Source organism: Sorangiineae bacterium MSr12523 (genome assembly GCA_037157775.1).
GTDB classification, from domain to species: domain Bacteria; phylum Myxococcota_A; class Polyangia; order Polyangiales; family Polyangiaceae; genus Pendulispora; species Pendulispora brunnea.
In genome coordinates this window covers 2,900,140-2,919,128 of sequence record CP089982.1, presented here as the reverse complement: position 1 = coordinate 2,919,128, position 18,989 = coordinate 2,900,140, and the positions used below count along the sequence as shown (strand labels likewise).

At 64.9% G+C, this 18,989-nt stretch carries 16 protein-coding genes; 8 read left to right on the top strand and 8 right to left on the bottom strand.

Translation table 11 applies throughout. The features are described from left to right. Positions 1-46: 46 nt before the first annotated feature. From LZC95_11895 to larB, 6 genes are all read right to left on the bottom strand, one after another. Positions 47-3,019 (bottom strand): FHA domain-containing protein, encoded by a 2,973-nt coding sequence (locus LZC95_11895; GenBank protein ID WXA97532.1) that lies wholly within the window; start codon positions 3,017-3,019, stop codon positions 47-49. Positions 3,020-3,131: 112 nt separating this feature from the next. Further along, positions 3,132-4,400, bottom strand: a complete 1,269-nt coding sequence (locus tag LZC95_11890; GenBank protein ID WXA97531.1) for a protein phosphatase 2C domain-containing protein — start codon at positions 4,398-4,400, stop codon at positions 3,132-3,134. 12 nt (positions 4,401-4,412) lie between these two features. Continuing rightward, positions 4,413-6,950: an FHA domain-containing protein gene (locus LZC95_11885; GenBank protein WXA97530.1), complete on the bottom strand. Its 2,538-nt coding sequence runs from the start codon at positions 6,948-6,950 to the stop codon at positions 4,413-4,415. Beyond that, the gene (locus LZC95_11880) at positions 6,947-8,074 is read right to left on the bottom strand and encodes an FHA domain-containing protein (protein ID WXA97529.1); all 1,128 of its coding nucleotides are present in this window, start codon (positions 8,072-8,074) and stop codon (positions 6,947-6,949) included. The genes LZC95_11885 and LZC95_11880 overlap by 4 nt, the downstream gene beginning before the upstream one ends. 110 nt (positions 8,075-8,184) lie before the next feature. After that, complete coding sequence (gene larC / locus LZC95_11875) at positions 8,185-9,375, bottom strand: nickel pincer cofactor biosynthesis protein LarC (GenBank protein ID WXA97528.1); 1,191 nt, start codon at positions 9,373-9,375, stop codon at positions 8,185-8,187. Positions 9,376-9,506: 131 nt separating this feature from the next. Further along, positions 9,507-10,268, bottom strand: a complete 762-nt coding sequence (gene larB / locus LZC95_11870; GenBank protein ID WXA97527.1) for a nickel pincer cofactor biosynthesis protein LarB — start codon at positions 10,266-10,268, stop codon at positions 9,507-9,509. 85 nt (positions 10,269-10,353) lie between these two features. Here larB and LZC95_11865 point away from each other — a divergent pair, with 85 nt between their 5' ends. The 3 genes from LZC95_11865 to LZC95_11855 are packed head-to-tail and all read left to right on the top strand — an operon-like array spanning position 10,354 to position 12,105. Further along, positions 10,354-10,986 (top strand): hypothetical protein, encoded by a 633-nt coding sequence (locus tag LZC95_11865; GenBank protein WXA97526.1) that lies wholly within the window; start codon positions 10,354-10,356, stop codon positions 10,984-10,986. A gap of 8 nt (positions 10,987-10,994) precedes the next feature. Continuing rightward, positions 10,995-11,612: a hypothetical protein gene (locus LZC95_11860; protein WXA97525.1), complete on the top strand. Its 618-nt coding sequence runs from the start codon at positions 10,995-10,997 to the stop codon at positions 11,610-11,612. Positions 11,613-11,637: 25 nt separating this feature from the next. Next, entirely contained in the window at positions 11,638-12,105 is a 468-nt protein-coding gene (locus LZC95_11855; GenBank protein WXA97524.1) for a histidine phosphatase family protein, read from the top strand. A 77-nt stretch (positions 12,106-12,182) separates the two neighbouring features. Here the strand turns inward: LZC95_11855 and LZC95_11850 are convergent, their stop codons facing one another. Continuing rightward, positions 12,183-12,569: a DUF427 domain-containing protein gene (locus LZC95_11850; protein WXA97523.1), complete on the bottom strand. Its 387-nt coding sequence runs from the start codon at positions 12,567-12,569 to the stop codon at positions 12,183-12,185. 92 nt (positions 12,570-12,661) lie between these two features. Between LZC95_11850 and LZC95_11845 the strand changes: the two genes are divergently transcribed. Further along, on the top strand, positions 12,662-14,005 hold the full coding sequence (locus LZC95_11845; GenBank protein ID WXB00327.1) for a DcaP family trimeric outer membrane transporter: 1,344 nt from the start codon (positions 12,662-12,664) through the stop codon (positions 14,003-14,005). On the opposite strand, the gene LZC95_11840 is transcribed toward LZC95_11845, so the two are convergent. Beyond that, positions 14,002-15,213 (bottom strand): OprO/OprP family phosphate-selective porin, encoded by a 1,212-nt coding sequence (locus LZC95_11840; GenBank protein WXA97522.1) that lies wholly within the window; start codon positions 15,211-15,213, stop codon positions 14,002-14,004. The two genes, LZC95_11845 and LZC95_11840, sit on opposite strands and share 4 nt — an antisense overlap. Positions 15,214-15,394: 181 nt before the next feature. Between LZC95_11840 and LZC95_11835 the strand changes: the two genes are divergently transcribed. Genes LZC95_11835 through LZC95_11820 form a run of 4 tightly spaced genes read left to right on the top strand, consistent with a single transcriptional unit; the run spans position 15,395 to position 18,968 of the window. Next, entirely contained in the window at positions 15,395-16,432 is a 1,038-nt protein-coding gene (locus LZC95_11835; GenBank protein ID WXA97521.1) for a zinc-binding dehydrogenase, read from the top strand. 29 nt (positions 16,433-16,461) lie between these two features. Beyond that, positions 16,462-17,721 carry a YncE family protein gene (locus tag LZC95_11830; protein WXA97520.1) on the top strand — a complete coding sequence of 420 codons (1,260 nt, stop codon included), beginning with the start codon at positions 16,462-16,464 and terminating at the stop codon, positions 17,719-17,721. 41 nt (positions 17,722-17,762) lie between these two features. Then, positions 17,763-17,951: a hypothetical protein gene (locus tag LZC95_11825; GenBank protein ID WXA97519.1), complete on the top strand. Its 189-nt coding sequence runs from the start codon at positions 17,763-17,765 to the stop codon at positions 17,949-17,951. Positions 17,952-17,981: 30 nt separating this feature from the next. Further along, positions 17,982-18,968: a MoxR family ATPase gene (locus tag LZC95_11820; protein ID WXA97518.1), complete on the top strand. Its 987-nt coding sequence runs from the start codon at positions 17,982-17,984 to the stop codon at positions 18,966-18,968. Positions 18,969-18,989: the final 21 nt, after the last annotated feature.

The following is an 18,989-nucleotide window of genomic DNA, read 5'->3' as shown; positions in this document are numbered from 1 at the left end:
CTCGGAAGGGGAATCGGGAGCGGGAGCGGGAAGAGGAGATGAGCGGTTAGACCGGATCCCTGCGCTTGAGCAGGATGAAGAGAAGGCCGAGCATCAACACGGTCATACCGTAGAGCACGACGAACGGGACCCAGGGCTGGGCCCACTCCACGAAGCCCCATGCGCCTGCGATGGTGTCACTCTCGATTTGCGCAATTGCGCAGTGGAATTGGCCGTTGTGAACGAAGTCGGCGGGGCTGTTCAACGAAGGCTTGGCCAGGTCGACGACCCATGCTGGCGCATTCGCCAGCGCCGCGCGCTCCTCGGCAATGCTGCCCTGGAAGCCCCACCGTGCCGGCATGATGTACATGAGCGGCTTGAGCATCGGGTTCGTGGTCATCGGCACCATGAGACCGCCCAAGACGACCTGAGGGATGAGCGCAATGGGCGTGAGCGCCATCGCCGCTTCCGCCGACGTGACCAAGGTCGACACCAAGAGCCCGAGCGCCGTCGCGTTCATGGAGACGGCGAACAGCACCATGAGCTCCATGAGGAAGGCCGCCGGCCCGCCCTCGAATCCGAGCACCGGAAAGACGATGGCCAGCAACATGAAACACTGCAAAAAGCAGACGAAGCTCAGGATGATGTACTTGCTCATCACGTAGTTGAACAAGCCCAGATTCACCATGCGCTCGCGCAGATAAATGGCGCGCTCGGTGACGATCTCGCGGGCGGAGTTGCTGGTACCGAACCACACGCAGCTCACCACGAGGAAGAACATCGCTGCCGTGTGGTCGTCCGTCGGCTTCATGTTCTTCAAGAAGTCGACGGTGTTGGACGCGGCGTCGGCCCTGCGGTTGGCCAAATCCTGGATGGCGCCGAGGCACCAAAATGGAATCGCGGCCTTCTGCCCGGCGAAGACGCCCGCGAGCATGATGCCGATGATGGGCGCTTGCAGGAACATGATGGCGGCACCGGCATGGTCGCGTATTTTCACCTTCCAATAGCGCGACATCAGCAGCATCAGCTGGTGGAAGAGCGCCACGCCCGAACGATGCGGCGTTCCGCGTGCGGCAGCCTCGCTGCCGACCGCGCGCGGACCGGAGAACATGCGCTGGTAAACGGGATTCGTATTCTGGAAGAACTCGTGCCGCCACGCGCGCGCGGCGTCGAGGCGTGCGGTATTGCGCGGCGTGTTGGGATCGCGCCGTTTCATTTCCTCGTGCACGGCGCGCTCACGCACGTTGAGCATGTCGAACATGTCGCGCGGATTGTCGATTTTGCGCGGCGTGCTTCGGGTGCCCATCTCCGGATGGCGCTCGATGATCGAGCCGAAGAAGCGATAGGCCGAATCTCCGGTGGGGCCGAAGTACGTCGGAATTCCACCGTAGCCCATGATGAAGCAAAGATTGAATTTCTCGAATTCGTCTTTGGCCGGCTGGTGGATCGTCATGATGATCGTTTTGCCGGTCTTGCGCGTCAAATCGGACAATAGATTGATGAGCGCGGTGGTGTCGTCGGCGGCGAGGCCGCTGGTCGGTTCATCCAAGAAGAGGATGACCGGGTCGGTCACCAACTCGAGGGCGATGTTGACTCTCTTGCGCTGTCCGCCGGAAAGGACCTTCTTTTCCGGTTTTCCAATTTGAAGATTTTTGACACCTTCGAGGCCCAGGTCACGCAGCGTTTCCTCGACGCGGCGATCGATTTCTTCCTCCGAATAGTCATTGGGCAGTCGAAATCGCGCGGAGTATTTCACCGCCTCGAAGACGGTGAGCTCGGGGTGCACGATATCGTCCTGCGGGACGTATCCAATGGATCCGCGGAGGGCATCGTAAATCGTATAAAGGTCTTCGCCGTTGATGCGCACTTGGCCGCTGGTGGGCGGCATGTATCCATTGAGGGTCAGGAGCAGGGTCGTTTTGCCTGCGCCGGAAGGACCCATGAGCGCGATCATGTCGCCAGGCAATGCCTTGAAGGAGACGTGATCGAGCAGGGTTTTCATCGCGGCCTTGTTGTCGCGATCGGGCACCTCCAGGAAGAGGTCCCATGCTTCGATTTCGTAAAGCGGTTTGCCGGCCCACGAGGCTTGCTGGTCCTCGACGACGACGTTGACCTGCTGCCCTGCGATATGAATGAGCAGCGGCATGGGGCCGATGAAGACTTTTTCGCCGTTCTGCACGGGAACGCGCTGGCCGGGCGCGAGGCGCTGGCCACGGACGAAGGTGCCGTTGGCCGAGCGCAGGTCTTCCAAAAAGAGCTGCTCGCCTTGTTTGACGATTTGCGCGTGGCGGGATGAGACCTGCGCGTGCTGAACGACGATTTTGTTCTCCGGCGTTCGGCCGATGCTGATGACGTTGGACGCGAGCTCGGCGAGCGAAAGCTCACCGATGACGGTGCGGTGCTTGCGCGGGCTGCCGCCTTGCTCGCCGCCGTGCGGGTTGCCGGCGGCCGGTGCGGGGCCAGGCGCAGGCGCGGGCGCACCTGACTGCGACGATTGTGCGTACTGCGCGAGCAGGCCCACGGGCACGGGGACGGATCCGAAGGCGACGATGCCGTTGGGATCGAGCGGCACGGGCTGATTCGGTGGGATCTGACGGCCTTGGAGGTAGGTGCCGCTGGTGGAGCCTTGGTCGACGACCATCATGCGGTCGAGCATGACGGTGGCGTGGAGCGCGCTTACCGAAGCATGCGCGACGACGAGCGATGCGCGTGCGGGATCGCGCCCGACGAGGACGTGCCCGCGCTGGACTTGCGCGCCGCCCGGGGAAAGAAGCATGAGCGCGATGGCCGGGTGGGCCAAGGGCACGGGCACCTGGCCCACCGCGAATTGGACGCGAAAGTCGTAGGGCACCGGCTGCTGCGGCGCCAGCGGTGCGCCATTCGCAAAGCTTGGACCTTGCCCCAGGTCGACGAAAAAGAGCTGCCCATTCTGCCGAACGACGCGAGCATGGTGCGGTACGACACCGGGTCCTGCGAGAACGATGTCGTTATCCGGTGCACTGCCGATGGTGACGGTTTCTTTGCCGAGCCCGGGAATCATCGGGCGCCACTTTATGCGTTTTCTAGGGTTTAGGGGTTAGGGTTTAGGGTTGAGGGAAGAGAAACGGCTCTCTCTCCTTCTTCCCTAAACCCTAAACCCTAAACCCTAAACCCTAACGATCCCGTTTGAGACGCGGGTGCGTCGTCGGGTGGATCAGCGAAGGCAGCGGTGCGGCTTCGGCGTCCCCGGTCGGGGTGGGCGCGGGGGCGGCTTGGCGCTCCATGGCGGGGGGAGGCGGAGGGGCGGCGGCAGCGGCGTCGTCTTCGACGACCGGGTGGCGCTTTCGCGCGCCGCCGCCCAGACCGAGCAGTACGTAAATCGCGATGATGATGCCCACGCCGGCGAGGCCGAGGAGCACACCGACGATGACGATGGGGGAACGGCGCGTGGGGTGCGCCTCGGCGTGGTGCTCGTCCTCGTCCGTCTTGGTGGGCAATATGGGACGCGCGACCGAAGGAGCGGCGGGTGCCGCGGGGATGACCACGGTACCGGACGGACCGACCGGCGGCGGTGGCTTCGTGTCCACCACGGTGGGTGCGAGAAACTGCGGCTGCGCGAGTGCGCTTTCGCGGGCGCGCAGCACCTGCACGGAAATGTTGTCGTGGCCGCCCCGCGCATTCGCCAGATCGACCAACTGCCCCGCGGCTTGCGCCGCCGGCTGTGCGCCGAGCCGCAGAATGTCCGAGGGCTCGACCATGTCGCTCAAGCCATCGGAGCAGAGCACGAAGACGTCGCCCACCACGTGCTGCACGGGCTGCGGGCGCAACTCGACGTCGATCTCGGGCTTCATGCCCAGGGCGCGCGAAATGCGGTTGGCATCGGGGTGCACCGCGGCTTGCTCGGGCGTGAGAAGCTGGGCATCGACCATCTGCTGGACCATCGAGTGGTCCTTGGTGAGCTGCACGATGTTGCCCGCGTGAATCAGGTAGCAGCGGCTATCGCCGGCATGCGCCACCTCGGTGCCACCGTGATGATGCAGAATGGCCACCACGGTCGCCCCGGGCCGCGCGGCATCACTCGAGGCCATGGCGTGCACGCGGCGGTTGGCCTCCTCGATGGCCTCGCGCAGAACGCGGGCCGGCTCACGACCCAGGTTCGCGTGGACGCCATTCGAACCGAATGCGGTGGCGCCGCCCGGACCGATCAATGTGGCGCCTTCGCGGGGCTCACCGCCCCCGGCGCGCTCGAACACCTCGAAGATCGTATTGAGGGCAAGCTGCGAGGCTTCGCGCCCGCCCTCGTGCCCGCCCATGCCGTCGCACACCACCGCGAGATGACCGAGCGCCGTCTCGCGGTGACCGCACGAATCCTCGTTGACTTGCTTGCTCGGATCGCGCCCCGGGTGCGTCCGCTCCGCGAACTCGATGGCCGGGATCGTCACGCGAATGTTCTCCTATGCGTCGAGGCGGACGGTGAACTCCACCGGACCGAAACGGAGCTGCGCTCCCGCGGGAACGGGCACCCACGTGCCGGGCTCGATGCGCGAGCCGGCGACATAGGTGCCATTGTTCGACGTTTCATCCCGCACCCAGAGCTGCGAGCCTTCGAGCTTCAGGGTCGAGTGAACGCCGCTGACCCGAGGTTCGGTCAAGGTCACGGGGCACTGCGCCGGATCGCGTCCGACGCGGATCTCGGTGCCCGCGCGAATCGTGTATTGCCCAGCCGTCCCCGAGAGAACGGCTGCCGTGGCCACACTGCCACTGCCGTACGAACCATAGGGTGACGGCGGCGGTGCAAGCGGTTTTGCGGAGATCGCTCCCGTCAATGGAAACGCCGGGGCGTTGCCGCCCCCACCTCCTCCCGCGAGATCGGCCGGCAGTGGCTGGCCGCATGAAAAGCACACCGAGGGCTGGCCCGGCGTGGCCATCGTCATCGACTGGCACGACGGACAACGAACCTGCACCACGCCTCCGGGCGCCGCCGGCATCGCGGGCGCGGCCGCCGCAACCGGCGGAGGTGCATACGCGGGCGTTTGCGCCTGCACCGGCGGAGCGGCATACCCGCCGCCTCCCGGAGGAGGCCCTCCTGGCGGTGGATAACCGCCACCTCCCGGCGGTGGATAACCGCCACCTTGTGGAGGCGGACCACCATAGCCTCCCCCGCCCTGCGGCGGTCCGCCGTAACCACCTTGCGGGGGTCCGCCGTAACCACCTTGAGGCGGCGGCGCACCATAACCACCGCCCTGCGGACCGTATCCGCCGGCCACCACCGGCGCAGGCGGCGCACCGCCGCGCGCCTTCTTGCCACCTTTGCTGCCACCACCGCGGATCAACACGATGACCAACAGCAGAATGACGATGACGCCGCCGGCAATGCCCAGAATGAGCAGCAGGTTGAGCGGCTTCTTCCCGGCCTTGAGCGTCAGCACCGACTGCTCGTCGTGGCCGCTCGCGCGGTGGGCGACGTTGTCGTAAACGAGCACGCGCGCGATCATGTTGTCGCCCGTGCCCTCGAGGAATTTCTCCTCGTCCGGCACCTCGAACTCGACGAAGGAATCGTTCGCGTCCTTGGCCGGACCGCGGAGACCCTGGTTGATCAAGTTCTTCTGCGCGCGCTGGAGGGCCGCGAGATCCGTGCTGCTGAAGCTCGGATCCGGCTTCGTGCCCGCGGGTAGGAAGTACGCCTCCGCGCGCTTCGATTCACCGCCCCAGCAGAAGGTGCCGTACACCTTCAACGTGCCGCCCGGGTAAATCGGATTGGCGTTCGCCTCGTCCTTCGTGCGCTTCACGTCGACGTCGAGCGGCCACTGCGAAGGATCCGCACCAACGGGTACGTCCTTGAACGACGCGTCGCCTTTGATCTGCGTCTTGCCGCCCATGAACTGCAGGCTGAACGTCTGCTCGAGGGTCGGGTTCAAACAGGAGACGCGCCAGCGCACGATGTACATCGAATTGAAGCGCTGCTTGACCAGGCCGATGATGGCCTTGCCCTTCGCCTCCCCCTGCCCTTCGCGCACGATGTCGAAGAACCCGCCGATCTCGGGGTTCGCCAGCTCGCGCATGAATTGCTGATCATTGTTGCGGAGCGCATCGTTGACGATGCCGCCCGCGGTCGGAAGCCAAATCGAAACCACGGGCAGGGGCGTCTTCGGTGCCGAGGTGTTGTCCTCGGGAAAGCGGCCCTTGGTGACGAACTGCTTGAACAGCGTCGCACTGGGCGCTGCGCTCGAGGCGTCCTCTTTGCCCGAACCGTTCGACAGCACCACCATGGCTTGGTGCAGCGGAATTTCCGGCCCCTGGACGTTACCGAGGCTGCCGAACGCGTCGGTCGTGATGCCCTTGAGAAGGTTGAACAGCGGCTTGGCTGCGCCGGATGACGGTGCCGTCGACGCCTGGTCGTTCAACACGGCCACGAGGTCGTTGCGCTGCTTGAAGGTCTTCCACTTGGAGTCCTTGATGACCTGGCGATCGCTGAAGATCTGCAGGTTCATCAAGTCGTTGGGGCCCATGGCCTCGACGAACTGGCGCGCGATGACCCGCGCCTCGGAGTAGCGCGAGCCCATGCCCGACGAGGCATCGAGCGCGATCAGCCACGCCGTGCCGACGCCCTTCTCCTTGGAGTCGCCCCATTTCTGGATGTTGCCATCGATCGCCGCCGGCGTGTCCGAGCCGGCGACCTTCACCAGGAGCTGCGCATTGTCCTTGGGGAATTGGAACGCGGTCCAGTTCGCGCCCGGCTTCTCCATGGCCTCGCTCACGCAGTCGAGGGCGGGGTTGCCCTTGAGCGGTGCGCACGGGGTGAGATCCGGCGTGTTGGCCTGAATGACCTCGACCACGGTGGTGAGGAGCGGCGCGCCGTTCTGCACGCCGACCCGCGGGTCGATGCGAAGGATGTGCGCCTCGGGTGCGGCGAAGGCGCGGGTCGAGACCAACGAGACCAAGACGAGGGCCACCGTGGTGACGATGGCAAGAACGCGGGATCGAGCGGTCATTGGAGCGGACCTATCACTTTAACGAGGGTCGTGTAGCCGCCGAAGCGGAGTCGATCTCCATCGCGCAGCTCGCGACGGCCGTTGGGACCAATGTTTTCGTCGTTGACGTAGGTGCCGTTGGTCGACCCCGTGTCCTCGACGAAAATGGTGCCACTCGGGCCATCGATCACCAGCGACGCATGTCGCGACGAGATCGTGGCATCGGCCAGGGGGATATCCAGTTCGCCGGTGTTGGCGCGCCCGACTTGGAGGCGCCCACCGAAGAGCGGCCAGAACTCACCCTGCGGATTCGATTGAAACGAGATGAGAAAGCCGCGCAGCATGTTGGTCGGCCCGCCGCCCGTGAGCGGCGCGCGGGCAGCCGGCGCCTGCAATCCGTACTGCGGCGGCTGCGGCGGTTGCCCGTACCCCATGGGCGGCCCGAATCCACCGGGGGGAGCACCAAACGGCTGCGGAGGGCCTCCGCCGAAGGGCGCAGGTGCCGCCAGTGGCGGCGACGGAGGAATGTCACCGAAGGGCGGCGGCGCCGGGGGCAGCCCTCCGCTATAGGCTTGCGGCGGCTGAATGCCGGGCGGCATGCCCGGAGGTCCCGCACCAGGGCCTTGGCCTGGATGCGCGCCACCGAAGGGCGATCCGACGAAGGGCGACTGCGGCGGTGCCCCGTAGGCCGGCGGCGCACCAAAGGGCGGCGGCTGTCCATAAGGAGGAGCGGGGGGCGGCGCGGCGGGGGCGCCGTACATGTCGCTGCCGAAGTTCATCGCGTCGAGCGCGATGGGGTGTCCTTCGCGGCAGTAGCTCTGGCCCGGGGCGATGTCATGGCCCTGCGCGCACCGCGAGCCGGGCGGCGCCCCGGGAACGGCGCCCGGCGGCGGTCCATAGGGACTGCCGCTACCACCGCCGGCCTCGAACGGCGGCGGCGGCGGCGGAGGCCCGCCGAAGGGGGACGCGGGAGGAGGCGGAGGCCCGCCGAAGGGAGATGCGGGAGGGGGCGGTGCACCGAACGGGCTCGCCGGGGGAGGAGGAGGAACACCGGCGCCGGCACCGGCGCTCGCAAGGGAAAAGCCGCACGAGTTGCAGAACTTGTCGCTGGGTTGTGTCGGTTGGCCGCACTTCGGGCAGGGCATCTTTCAAACCGTGGCTTTCCGCGCGTGTCGGGTCCGCGCACACCGGCAGCATAACGGAAAAAATCCTTCCGCAGAGGGGCTTTTGCCCCCCGTCATGCGTGCTCACGCGCTCACGCGTGCGAATGCCCGCCGGCGGCGACGAGCGCCGCGCGGATCACCTCGCGCACGGGGACGTGATGTGCCTTCGCCGCGGCAGCGCAGGCGTCGAACTCGGGCTTCACTTGAGGCGGTCCGTAGGGGCCTTCGGCAACCTTGACGGGAATCAACCCAAAGGGCGTCTCGACCTCGACGCGGCGGCGCGGTCGTTCGACCCGCGAGACATCGTAACGGCGCACGCCGAGGCTCGTGGTCTCGCGCAGAAGCAGCGCGCTCATCGCCTCCGCGCGCGGTGTCGGCACGAGCGCGCTCAGCGTGAGCGCCGGCCGGCCCTTCTTCATGGTGATGGCCGTGGCCCATGCATCGAGCGCACCCGCCTCGAGCAACGACTCGATGGCGCTGGCCACGAGCTCGCCCGTGGCATCGTCCACGTTGGTCTCGAGCACGGTGTGCGTGGCCCCCGTCGGATCCGCCGAGGTGCCGAGCACGGCGCGCAGCAGGTTCGGTCGATCGGCCAACTGCGCCGTGCCCGCGCCCCAACCCACCGCCTCGGGAACGATGGACGGCCAACGCGACGAGCCGCGCGCATGCGCACCCACGATGGCAGCCCCCGTGGGGGTCACGAACTCGAACTCGATGCCGCCATCCACGGTGACGAGCCCGCGCAGGCACTCCACCGTCGCGGGCGCCGGCAAGGGAAGAATGCCATGGCGCGCCGGCACGAAGCCGCGTCCCATCGGCAGCGGCGAGACGATGACGTCCGCCCCGAGGTACTCGAGTGCCGCGGCGCTCCCGACGACATCGACGATGGCATCGACCGCGCCCACCTCGTGAAAGTGCACGTCGTCGAGGAGGCTCTTGTGCACCTTCGCTTCGGCGAGGGCGAGCCGCTGAAACGTCGCATGCGCCATCTGGAGCACGGCAGGCTCGAGCCCCGACTCGTCCAAGATGCCGCGGATCGTCGCGTACGTTCGCTCGGGCTGCGGCGTTTCGCCGTGCACCTCGAACGAGGTGCCCACGATGCCGCTGCGCACGCGCGTTCCGAAGTGGATGTGAAAACCCGACACCGAAAGCTTCGCCACGGCATTGGCCACCACGACCTCGGGCACGCCCAGGTCGATGAGGGCCGCGATGATCATGTCGCCGGCAAGGCCGCTCGGTGCATCGAGAAAGAGGATCTTCCCTTTTCCTGCCCCGCGCGGCAATTCGGGGCGCGGCGGCGCCCTTCGTGAGTGCGGCGGATGATCGTGGTCGTGATGATGGGCATGATGATGCGCATGCTCGTGATGCTCGTGATGTTCGTGATGCTCATGCTGCTCATGACCGTCGTGCGGCATTAGCCTCGCGCTCCTGCGCGTAAGATCCGAGCGGCGGCGAAGGCCGCTCCGAACCCGTTGTCGATGTTCACCACCGTCACGCCCGAAGCGCAGCTCGTCAACATCCCGAGAAGCGCGGCGAGCCCCCCAAAAGCTGCGCCATACCCCACCGAGGTGGGCACGGCAATCACGGGGCCCTCGACGAGCCCGCCCATGACGCTGGCGAGCGCCCCTTCCATGCCGGCGATCACGATGATGACGCTGGTCGCGTCGAGTGCCTGCCGGCGATGAAGCAACCGGTGAATCCCGGCCACCCCCACGTCGTAGATGCGCTCCACCTCCGCGCCGAGCATGCGCAAGGTCTCGGCGCATTCTTCGGACACGGGAAGGTCGCTCGTGCCGGCGCTCACCACCGCTACGGGGCGTGTTCCAAGGCGTGGGATGGGCGCCTGCTCGAGCGTCGCCACACGGGCCATCTCGTGGTAGCGAAGCGCCGGCATCGCGGTGCAGACCTCCTGGGCCTTCGCCGGATCGAGCCGGCTGACCAGCACGTTCTGCCCGGTACGCGCCAGCTCCGAGGCGATGCCGACGATCTGCGCGGCCGTTTTCGACTGACCCAAGATGACCTCGGGCACGCCGAGGCGCAGGGCGCGGTGATGATCGACCACGGCGTATCCGAGATCGGCAAAGGGCAAATCCTTGAGCGCCGAGGCCGCGTCGTCGACGGACCGCGCTCCGCTTTGCACCTGTTCGAGAAGCTCACGAAGCTTGGCAGGGTCCATCGAAGGCGAATCCAGTCCTTTTGAACGGACCGATCCCTTAGCACGTGGATTTTCCTCGGGGGAACCTCCATCATGCGGCTTTGCCGTGCCCATCCTGTTTGCACCGTTGATTGCCATCGCCCTGGGAGCCTTTTTTGCGTGGCTGGCCCGCGGGGAACTCGCGCGCCACGAAGCCTCGGCGGTCGCTTCGCGCGGCTTTGGGGTCGTCGCGTTGTTCGCCATTTTCGTGTATGCGCCCATCGTCGGGTACTTCGTGGCCTTCCACGCGGACTGGGCCTACCTCTATTGGATCCGCCCGCGGGCCATGGCCTCGGCCATCGATTTGGCCCTGGTTCTCGCCTCCGGGGGAACGGTTTTGCTGGGCTTTTTGGCCGCCGCGCGATGGGCGCGCATCGAGCGACTCGGGCCCGTGGCCATCATCGGGGCGGTGCCCGTCGCGGTCGTGCTGAGCCTCGCCATGGTCTGGCAGCGACGCCTCTCCACCAGCGCGACATTTGCTCATTTTCACGGGGATTTCGGCACCGAACCCATCACGAGCAGCGTGCTCGGGCGAGGCGTTCTTCTCATGGACGTCCTGGGGCTGGCCGGCATCGTTTGGTGCGGCCTTCAAATGCGGAGCATGGGCCGAAGGCGACCCCACGCTTCGGCTGGGTCTCCCCTTTCGGGATCGGGCCCCCTATCGGGGCCATCCAAGCGCTGGCAGAAGAGAAAACACTGACGTAACGTGTGAATGTGTGGGTTCGCGGTGCGGCCATCCGACCGGTTCCGGAATACGCTGTCATTCACGGCGCCGTACTCGAGCGCATCGAGCGCGAGCTCGCGCATGATGCCGGTACACCGCACCGAGTGAGCGCGCCCGATCCCATCGATCTCGAGGCGCTCTTCACCCGATTCGAGCAGACGCAGCCCGCCCTCGCCCGCCGGGTGACGGACGTTTTGGATCGCCCGCTGGATCAAACGGCCATCGCGCTGGGGTGCTTTCTCAGCGTGACCATCTGGCTCGCGTTCGAGCGCACGTTCGGCAAGCGCCTCGCGGAGGTCAGCGAAGATGCGCTGCGCGCGAGCGAGGCGGCCCTCAATCTGGAAGAAGAAATCCGCGCCGGGCAGGATACCGAGCCGTTCGAGCTGGAGGACATCATCGAGCAGCAGCAGCCGGCCATCGTCGACTTCGTCCACGAGCACCTCGAGGCCGCACTCGAGGGCGACGCCGAGCCGGCCGAGCGCAATGTCGACGTCGACGACGTTCACCTGGTTTACCGCGCCATGCTGGTGCTCACGATTGCCTTGTCCCACGCGGTGAAATCCGACGACGCCAGCGCGGTGGGCCCGGAGCTTCTGGCATAAGCTGCGTCAGGTATATAGTGCGCGCGTGGACGTCTTTCTTCTTCGCGCATCCCTTCCCCACGACGAATCCGTCGCCGAGGCGCACCGTTATCTTTCGCCCGAGGGCCGCCGCATCGTGCGCGCGCTGGGCAACAAGGTGCGGCTCGACGACGAGCCGAGCTTCGACGTCATCGTGTCGAGTCCGCAGCCCACGGCCTTGCAGACGGCGGAGCTTTTCGCCGATCGGGTCGATTACGTCGGCGTCATCGAGGTGCTTGCGTCGCTGTCCTCACGCGTGCCGCCCGAGATCATCGTTCCCTCCCTGCTCCAGCGCGGTAACACCATCGCGATCGTGGCGGACGAGCCGGTGCTCTCGAGCTTGGGTGCCTTCCTCATCGGCCGCCCGACGTTCCCGCCCCTCTTGCACGCGCAAGTCTCCGTGATCCGCGACCGCCAGCCCGCCTGGTGCCTGCGCCCCGGCGAAATCGCGAAGTCGCTTCTCTTGGTCGCGTAGATTGCCGAGCACGATCCTCGAACGAAGAGGGGAACCGCCAAGACGCGATCCTTGGCGCCTGGGCGGTTCCCACTCGATCAGCCGATTGAAATCGCGTCGACCTTGTTTGGGTAGAACGCGACGTGGTCCTTGATGACGGCCACCTCGTCGTAGGGGTGCTCGTAGGTCCAGACGGCGTTCTCCACGAGCTCGCCTTTTTTGGCGTCGCCCAAACTGAAGTACGACGCCTTGCCCTTGAAGGGGCACTCCGTGTGGTGCTCCGTGCGCACGAGGCGGTCCATCTTTACGTCCTCACGGGGCACGTAATAGACGGCAGGGTACGTTCCCTCCTCGAGACGGATCGCGTTTTCGGTGTCAGCGATGATCTCGCCTTGGAAGGTGACACGCACACGCTTCGCCTCACGCTGCGCTTCCACACGATGCTCGGGATGCTTCGCATACCCGGGTCCGCTATTGCCCGCCATGACTTCCTCCTTCCTCTGCATACACGTCTAGGGACAACGCCAGTGGGTTGACCAGCGCGAGCGTGACTCACTATGGAGGAGTCCCTCTCGTGATGCCCCGATGGACTCCGGCTCCATGGGCGATGGCCATCATGGCATCGGCCTTTTTCTCTTGTTTCAGCGCAGTCGCGTTCGCTGAAGACGAGCCGGGGACATTTCGCATTCCGGGGACGACGACCACACTCACGCTCAGCGGATATGCCCAACTCGACGTGGCGTATGACTTCAAATCGCGCAATCCGTATGTCGAGGCTGACGATTACGCCATCATCGCGGCACGTATCCCGCTGAACGCGAGCTACGAAGCTCGAAAAAAGTCGGGCCAGCTTTATTTGACGGCACGCACGAGCCGGATCGGGCTCTCGTCGCTGACCACGACACGTTGGGTCGACATCGGCGCGCGCGTCGAGGCCGATTTCTGGAGCGGCAATCTCCTGTCGAGCCAGGAATTCTCCAACTCGGTGCTCGCGCGTTTGCGGCACGCGTACGGCACGTTGAGCGGAAAGTACGGCATGCTGCTCGTCGGGCAAACGTGGTCCACTTTCATGGATCTCAACGCCGCCGCGCAGACCGTCGACTTCAATGGTCCCGGATCGGGGCCCGGCCTTCGCATGCCGATGGTGCGCTACACGATACCGCTACCCGCAAATTTCACTTTGGCGCTGGCCGCGGAGAATGCTCCGGGCACGGATCAAAACGGCATTACCGACGGCCCGGGTACGAAAACGCCGTACACGCGCAAGGTGCAACGGATCCCCGATCTGGTGGCGCACCTGGAGACGGGGGGCAAGTGGGGCTCGATCTCCGCCGGCGGCGTGACGACCCATTATGACAACATGGATAGCCCCACCGGCGGTGCCTCGTATTCGAAACAGGGTTGGGGCGCGAGCCTCTCCACGGCGTTGAACGTCTTCGGGGACACCTTTCGCGTGAGCGTTACCGGCGGACGCGGCCTCGGGCGCTACATGTTTGCGGCCGGCTCCGCACAGGGCGTGACGGATACGGGCGATCGCTTCGTGCTCTGGGATGCCATTGGGTATCATGCAAATTACACGCACGTGTGGAATACCCAGTTTCGTTCCAACGTGGTTTGGAGCCAAACCTTCTTCGGCAACAATGGCGCGAGCTCGCCGGAGCGCCCGTACGCCCCCACCTTCAGCACGGAGACGATGGATATCGTCGATCCCGAGGTCAACAAGCAGCTCGTCGAGTTGTACGTGAATACGTTCTGGACGTTGAACCGCCAAGTCGAGTTCGGGTTGGAGTACACCTTCGGTCAGCGCCACACCTTCGGCAACGACGAGGTGAGCGGCCCCTGCGTGCCGGGCATTCTATGCCCCGCGGAGGTGGGAACGATGCACCGGGTGACGAGCACCGCGCGGTTCAATCTGTTTTAGTAATTGAATTGGCATTGCAGGCGAAGAAACCGCCCGCTCTCTTGAGGATACGGCTTTTCCGGAAAGGTTCGCTCGGCCTCGTTGTACGCCACGGTGAGCTCGAGTGCCTTGACGACCTGCCACTCGATGCCAGCTTCCACCTCGCGAACTTTGTATAGTGGCGAGTTCGTCTCGAACTTCCGTCCGCCGTCGTACATGGAAACCCGCACGTAGGGAATGACGTTTCCCAACTTCAGAGTGGCCAGCGCGTACCCGCCGCTGAGCCAATCCTGTTTCACGCGCTTGTTGGCACTGTCGTACTCCGGACCGCGGCCAATGTTGTATTCGACCTGCAAGCCGATGGGCTGCGGGTACAGGATGAAGGCACCGTAGGCGCGAACATCCCGAATTTCGTTCGGACCGCCGACGTCCTTGTCCTTTCCGACATAGTATTTGCCGGTGTACCCGCCGAGATTGAGCTCGATGATCTGTTTTCCGATTTGGAACGGATACGCGGCCCGCGCGATGACGTGGGGCTCATCGTTCAATTCTCTCTTGTTCGCCGTCTGCCCGTTGTAGACACCGAGGGCAACCACGCCATAGTCGCCAGAGCCTTTGAGGCCGCTGTCGACGAGGTACTTGAAGCGCTCACGAATCGCCTTCGGCGCATAATAAACGAAGATGCCGATATCCCGCTCGTCCTTGGGTGCGCTGTTGATGGGATCGGATCGATCGAACGGAACCCGATTCTGGCTCGATTGCATGTTCTCGAAGCCAAATGGCACCTTGGATTGCCCGACCCGAACGCGAAGCTCTTTCTGCTTGTCGAGAAAGACATCGGCATACCAGTCGCGGAGAATCGTTACATTGAGCTGGTCGTTGATGGCCGAAGCAAAATCCGGCTGCAGGTAGACGGAGACCTGCTCGTGCACATCTCCGTAAAGGACCACGCGGGCACGTCGAAGAAAGAATCCGCCCCCTTCACCGATGGAGCGATCGCCTTGAATGTTCACCAGCCGATCGTTGGATTCGAAAAGGCGGTTGTACCGAACTTGCGTGTACCCCCGAATTTTGAGCTTGTCGTACCAGTGCTCTTTCTTCTCCGGGGCGGGCTTCTCCGGAGGCGGTGCCACTTGGGCGTGCAGCGTTGCGGGCTGAAGGGTGAACCATGCGAACGCGCCAACGGCGGTCGCGCGGAGGAGCTGAGGGTATTTTCCAGGGAATTTCACGGCAAACGGCCAAATCCTTACAGGGAGTTAAGGAAGCCGTGCTTTAGCCCTCCACCTGTGACAGCGACGTGACGATTCCCCGACGATTCGACAAATGATGTCGAAGTCGCACGCATCTCTCGTCTTTTCTGCCGTGCTGCAAGCCGGCCGCTCGACGGAGCTCGTGATTTAGAGTGGCGGCATGAAAACCGAAGCCATGGTCATTCGGGAAACCGGCGGGCCCGAGGTCCTGAAACGCGAAACCATCGAGATCGCGGAGCCGGGGCCCCGGCAGGTGCTCGTGCGCGTGAAGGCGGTGGCGCTGAACCACATCGACGTGTGGGTGCGGCGCGGGTTGCCCCATGTGAAATACGACTTTCCGCACAGGTTCGGTTCGGACATCGCGGGCGAGGTCGAGGCGCTCGGCCCGGGCGCAACGGGATGCACGGTGGGTCAGAAGGTGGTGATCTCGCCCGGGGTCTCGTGCGGCGTGTGCGCGAAGTGCCTCGCGGGCAGGGACAACCTTTGCCAGAAGTACAACATCCTCGGCGAGACGACCCAGGGCGGATATGCGCAACACGTCGTCGTGCCCGACGCCAACATCCTGCCCTACCCTGGGGATCTGCCTTTCACCGACGCCGCGGCCATTCCGCTGGCCTTTCTCACGGCATGGCAGATGGTCGTCGAATGCGCCCAGGTCGCCCCGGGCGATACGGTGCTGGTCCAGGCCGCGGGAAGCGGTGTCTCGACCGCCGCGATTCAAATTGCGAAGCTATACGGCGCGCGCGTGATCGGTACCGCGGGCAGCGACGAAAAGCTCGAACGGGCGCGTGCGCTGGGCATGGACATCGGCATCAACTACTCGACCACCGACTTCGTGCCGGAAGTGAGAAAGATCACCGAGAAGCGCGGCGTCGATGCGGTCATCGAGCACGTCGGCGGCGATGTCTTCGTCAAAAGCATCCTCGCCACCCGGTGGGGTGGATGCGTCGTCACGTGTGGTGCGACCATGGGGCATTCGCCCACCATCGACCTGCGGCACATTTTCTTCCGCCAGGTGCGCGTTCTGGGGTCGACCATGGGCTCGAAGGGGGTGCTTCAACGCATCATGCCTTTCTTTTCTCAGGGTAAATTGCGCCCCGTGGTCGACCGCGTCCTGCCTTTGTGGAGCGCGGTCGAGGCCCACCGTGTGCTCGAAGAACGAAAGGCGTTCGGCAAAGTCGTCTTGGCGGTGGATTGAGCAAGCCCGGCAGCGTATGTAAGAGAGCGATGGGACGGCGTCCGCTTTTTCTCTTTTCCGGTCTTGCCTCGGTGGTCGTTGCAGCCAGCCTGCTCGGAGCAGGATGCGACGAAAAGCAAGATGAGCTGCCGACCACCCTGGGCCTGCCCCAGGGCATCAACTACGACGCGCTCTACGTACTGAACGGCGCGGGCGACAGCATCACCATCATCGACACCGAGAAGGAGTACATCAATCCTTCGCGGATCCACCTTCGCAACGCGTCGTTCCCGCACTACCTCACGCTCAGCAAGGATCGGCAGCAGCTCCTGCTCACGGCCGACGGCGTCGGCACGGCCCCGCCGCCGGATGGAGGGGCGCCCGATGCGCGCCCCGATGCCAAGGTGGACGCCGGGTTCGATGCAGGCTTCGACGCCGGAGAAGAGCCCATCGACGCGGGAGAAGACGCCGGAGAGCAAGAAGCCGGCACGCCATTCACGCTGGCCCGGGCAAGCTCTCGCGTCCTGGCAGATACCCCGAGCCCGAAGAAGGGTGCACTCCTTCTCTTGAAGGCCACCACTGGGGTGACCATCAAAGGCCGCTTCACCGATGCGCCGCTCTTCAATGCGATCTTCTCGCCGGACGAGGACGACATCTGGGCCACCTCGATGACCTCCCCGGGGAATGCGCTTTTGATCACGCCGACCACCTTGGCCGATCGCCTCAAGGTGGAGGTGGAGAACCAGCCGGGGCGCATCACCATTTCCAAGAACGGGCGCTACGCCTTCGTGGTGAACTCCGGATCCAACTCGGTCACGGTCATCGATGCGGCGAGCAAGGTCGTGCGGGCCACCCTGAAGAACGGCTCCGGCGCGGGCGTCTGGCAGGGCGAGAACGATCTCGCCTACATCGATGATGCCGAGAAGGGCACACTGACCTCCGTCCAGACGACGAACCTCGGCATCCGCCGCACGTTTGAGCTCGGTTTTCAGGTCGGCACGGTGGTACCCGGACCGGACGGTTTCCTCTGGATCACGGACCCCAAGGGCGGCCGCGTCGTTCTGTATCAAACCGACACCGACGTGAAGGTCTGGGAAATCGCCACGGGCCGCGGCGCCTACGGCATTGCCTTCTCGGACGACGGCAAGTGGGGCTACGTCTCCAACACCGAAGACAACACCGTCTCCATCATCGACGTGAAAGGCCGCCGCGTACATCGGCGCCTGCTCGGCATTTCCAGCCCCAACTGGATCGTCTTCCGCAAAAAAGACAACGCCCCGCAGCTCCCCACCGACGGCGGCAAGAAGTAGCTTGCCGGATTTTTGGCGGAATTTTTTGATAAACTCGGGCCATGCGTCCTGGTCTGGGAATGTTTCTCTTTGGCCTTGCGTTGCTGGCCGCGTGTGTTGGCGTGGCGCTCTACACGGAGCACGGCGGCATCGTCATCGGGAATACCGTGGTCGTCTGGTGGGGCGCCGTTCCGCTCGGGCTCTGGTACGCCATCAAGGGCGTGGTCCTGCTTTCTCGTGGATCGGGTTAGCCGCGGAGTTGTGCTAGTGACGTACGCGCCATGCACGATGTCCGCGCTCTAAACGAGCTCGTTGCCAAAGAAAGCGCATTCGTCGACCGAGTCACCACCGAGGTAGGAAAGGTCATCGTAGGCCAGTCCTACATGATCGAGCGCATCCTCATCGGATTGCTCACGGGCGGCCACGTTCTGCTCGAGGGCGTGCCCGGTCTCGCCAAGACGCTCACGGTCCGCACGCTATGCGACGTCATCGCCGCGAAGTTCGCGCGCATCCAATTCACGCCGGACCTGCTGCCGGCGGACGTCATCGGTACCGTCATCTACAACCAGCAAAAGGGCGACTTCACCTCGAAGCTCGGGCCGGTGTTCGCCAACCTGGTGCTCGCCGACGAGATCAACCGCGCCCCGGCCAAGGTGCAGAGCGCGCTGCTCGAGGCGATGCAAGAGCGCCAGGTGACCATCGGCGACAAGACGTACCCGCTGCCGCAGCCCTTCATCGTCATGGCCACGCAGAACCCCATCGAGCAGGAGGGAACGTACCCGCTGCCCGAGGCGCAGGTCGACCGCTTCATGCTCATGATCAAGGTGGGCTACCCGTCGCGGGAGGACGAGCGCAAGATCATGGATCGCATGACCGCGCTCGAGCCGGTCAAGGCCGAGCCCATCGTGCACCCGGCGGATCTGCTCAATGCGAAGCAGATCATCGGCCAGGTGTACGTCGACGACAAAGTGAAAGACTACATCGTCGAGGTGGTCTTCGCGACGCGCGAGCCCGCGCGACACGGCCTGAAAGATCTCGCGCCGCTCATCGAGTTCGGCGCCTCACCCCGCGCGTCCATCGCGCTGAACTTGGCGGCGAGGGCGCACGCGTTTTTGCGGCACCGCGGCTACGTCACGCCGGAGGACGTCAAGGCGGTGGGGCCGGACGTGCTGCGCCATCGCCTGGTGCTCACCTACGAGGCCGACGCGGAAGAGGTCACTGCCGAGCAGATCGTTCGCCGCGTCTTCGAGGTGGTGGAAGTTCCCTGATCGCGGGGTCGAGTTGACGCC

Bases quoted from the DNA above. Each gene is read 5' to 3' on its own strand.
- LZC95_11820 (WXA97518.1), top strand. From the start codon at position 17,982: ATGCACGATGTCCGCGCTCTAAACGAGCTCGTTGCCAAAGAAAGCGCA.
- LZC95_11845 (WXB00327.1), top strand. From the start codon at position 12,662: ATGCCCCGATGGACTCCGGCTCCATGGGCGATGGCCATCATGGCATCG.
- LZC95_11880 (WXA97529.1), bottom strand. From the start codon at position 8,074: ATGCCCTGCCCGAAGTGCGGCCAACCGACACAACCCAGCGACAAGTTC.
- larB (WXA97527.1), bottom strand. From the start codon at position 10,268: ATGGACCCTGCCAAGCTTCGTGAGCTTCTCGAACAGGTGCAAAGCGGA.
- LZC95_11825 (WXA97519.1), top strand. From the start codon at position 17,763: ATGCGTCCTGGTCTGGGAATGTTTCTCTTTGGCCTTGCGTTGCTGGCC.
- LZC95_11895 (WXA97532.1), bottom strand. From the start codon at position 3,019: ATGATTCCCGGGCTCGGCAAAGAAACCGTCACCATCGGCAGTGCACCG.
- LZC95_11885 (WXA97530.1), bottom strand. From the start codon at position 6,950: ATGACCGCTCGATCCCGCGTTCTTGCCATCGTCACCACGGTGGCCCTC.
- LZC95_11850 (WXA97523.1), bottom strand. From the start codon at position 12,569: ATGGCGGGCAATAGCGGACCCGGGTATGCGAAGCATCCCGAGCATCGT.
- LZC95_11830 (WXA97520.1), top strand. From the start codon at position 16,462: ATGGGACGGCGTCCGCTTTTTCTCTTTTCCGGTCTTGCCTCGGTGGTC.
- LZC95_11835 (WXA97521.1), top strand. From the start codon at position 15,395: ATGAAAACCGAAGCCATGGTCATTCGGGAAACCGGCGGGCCCGAGGTC.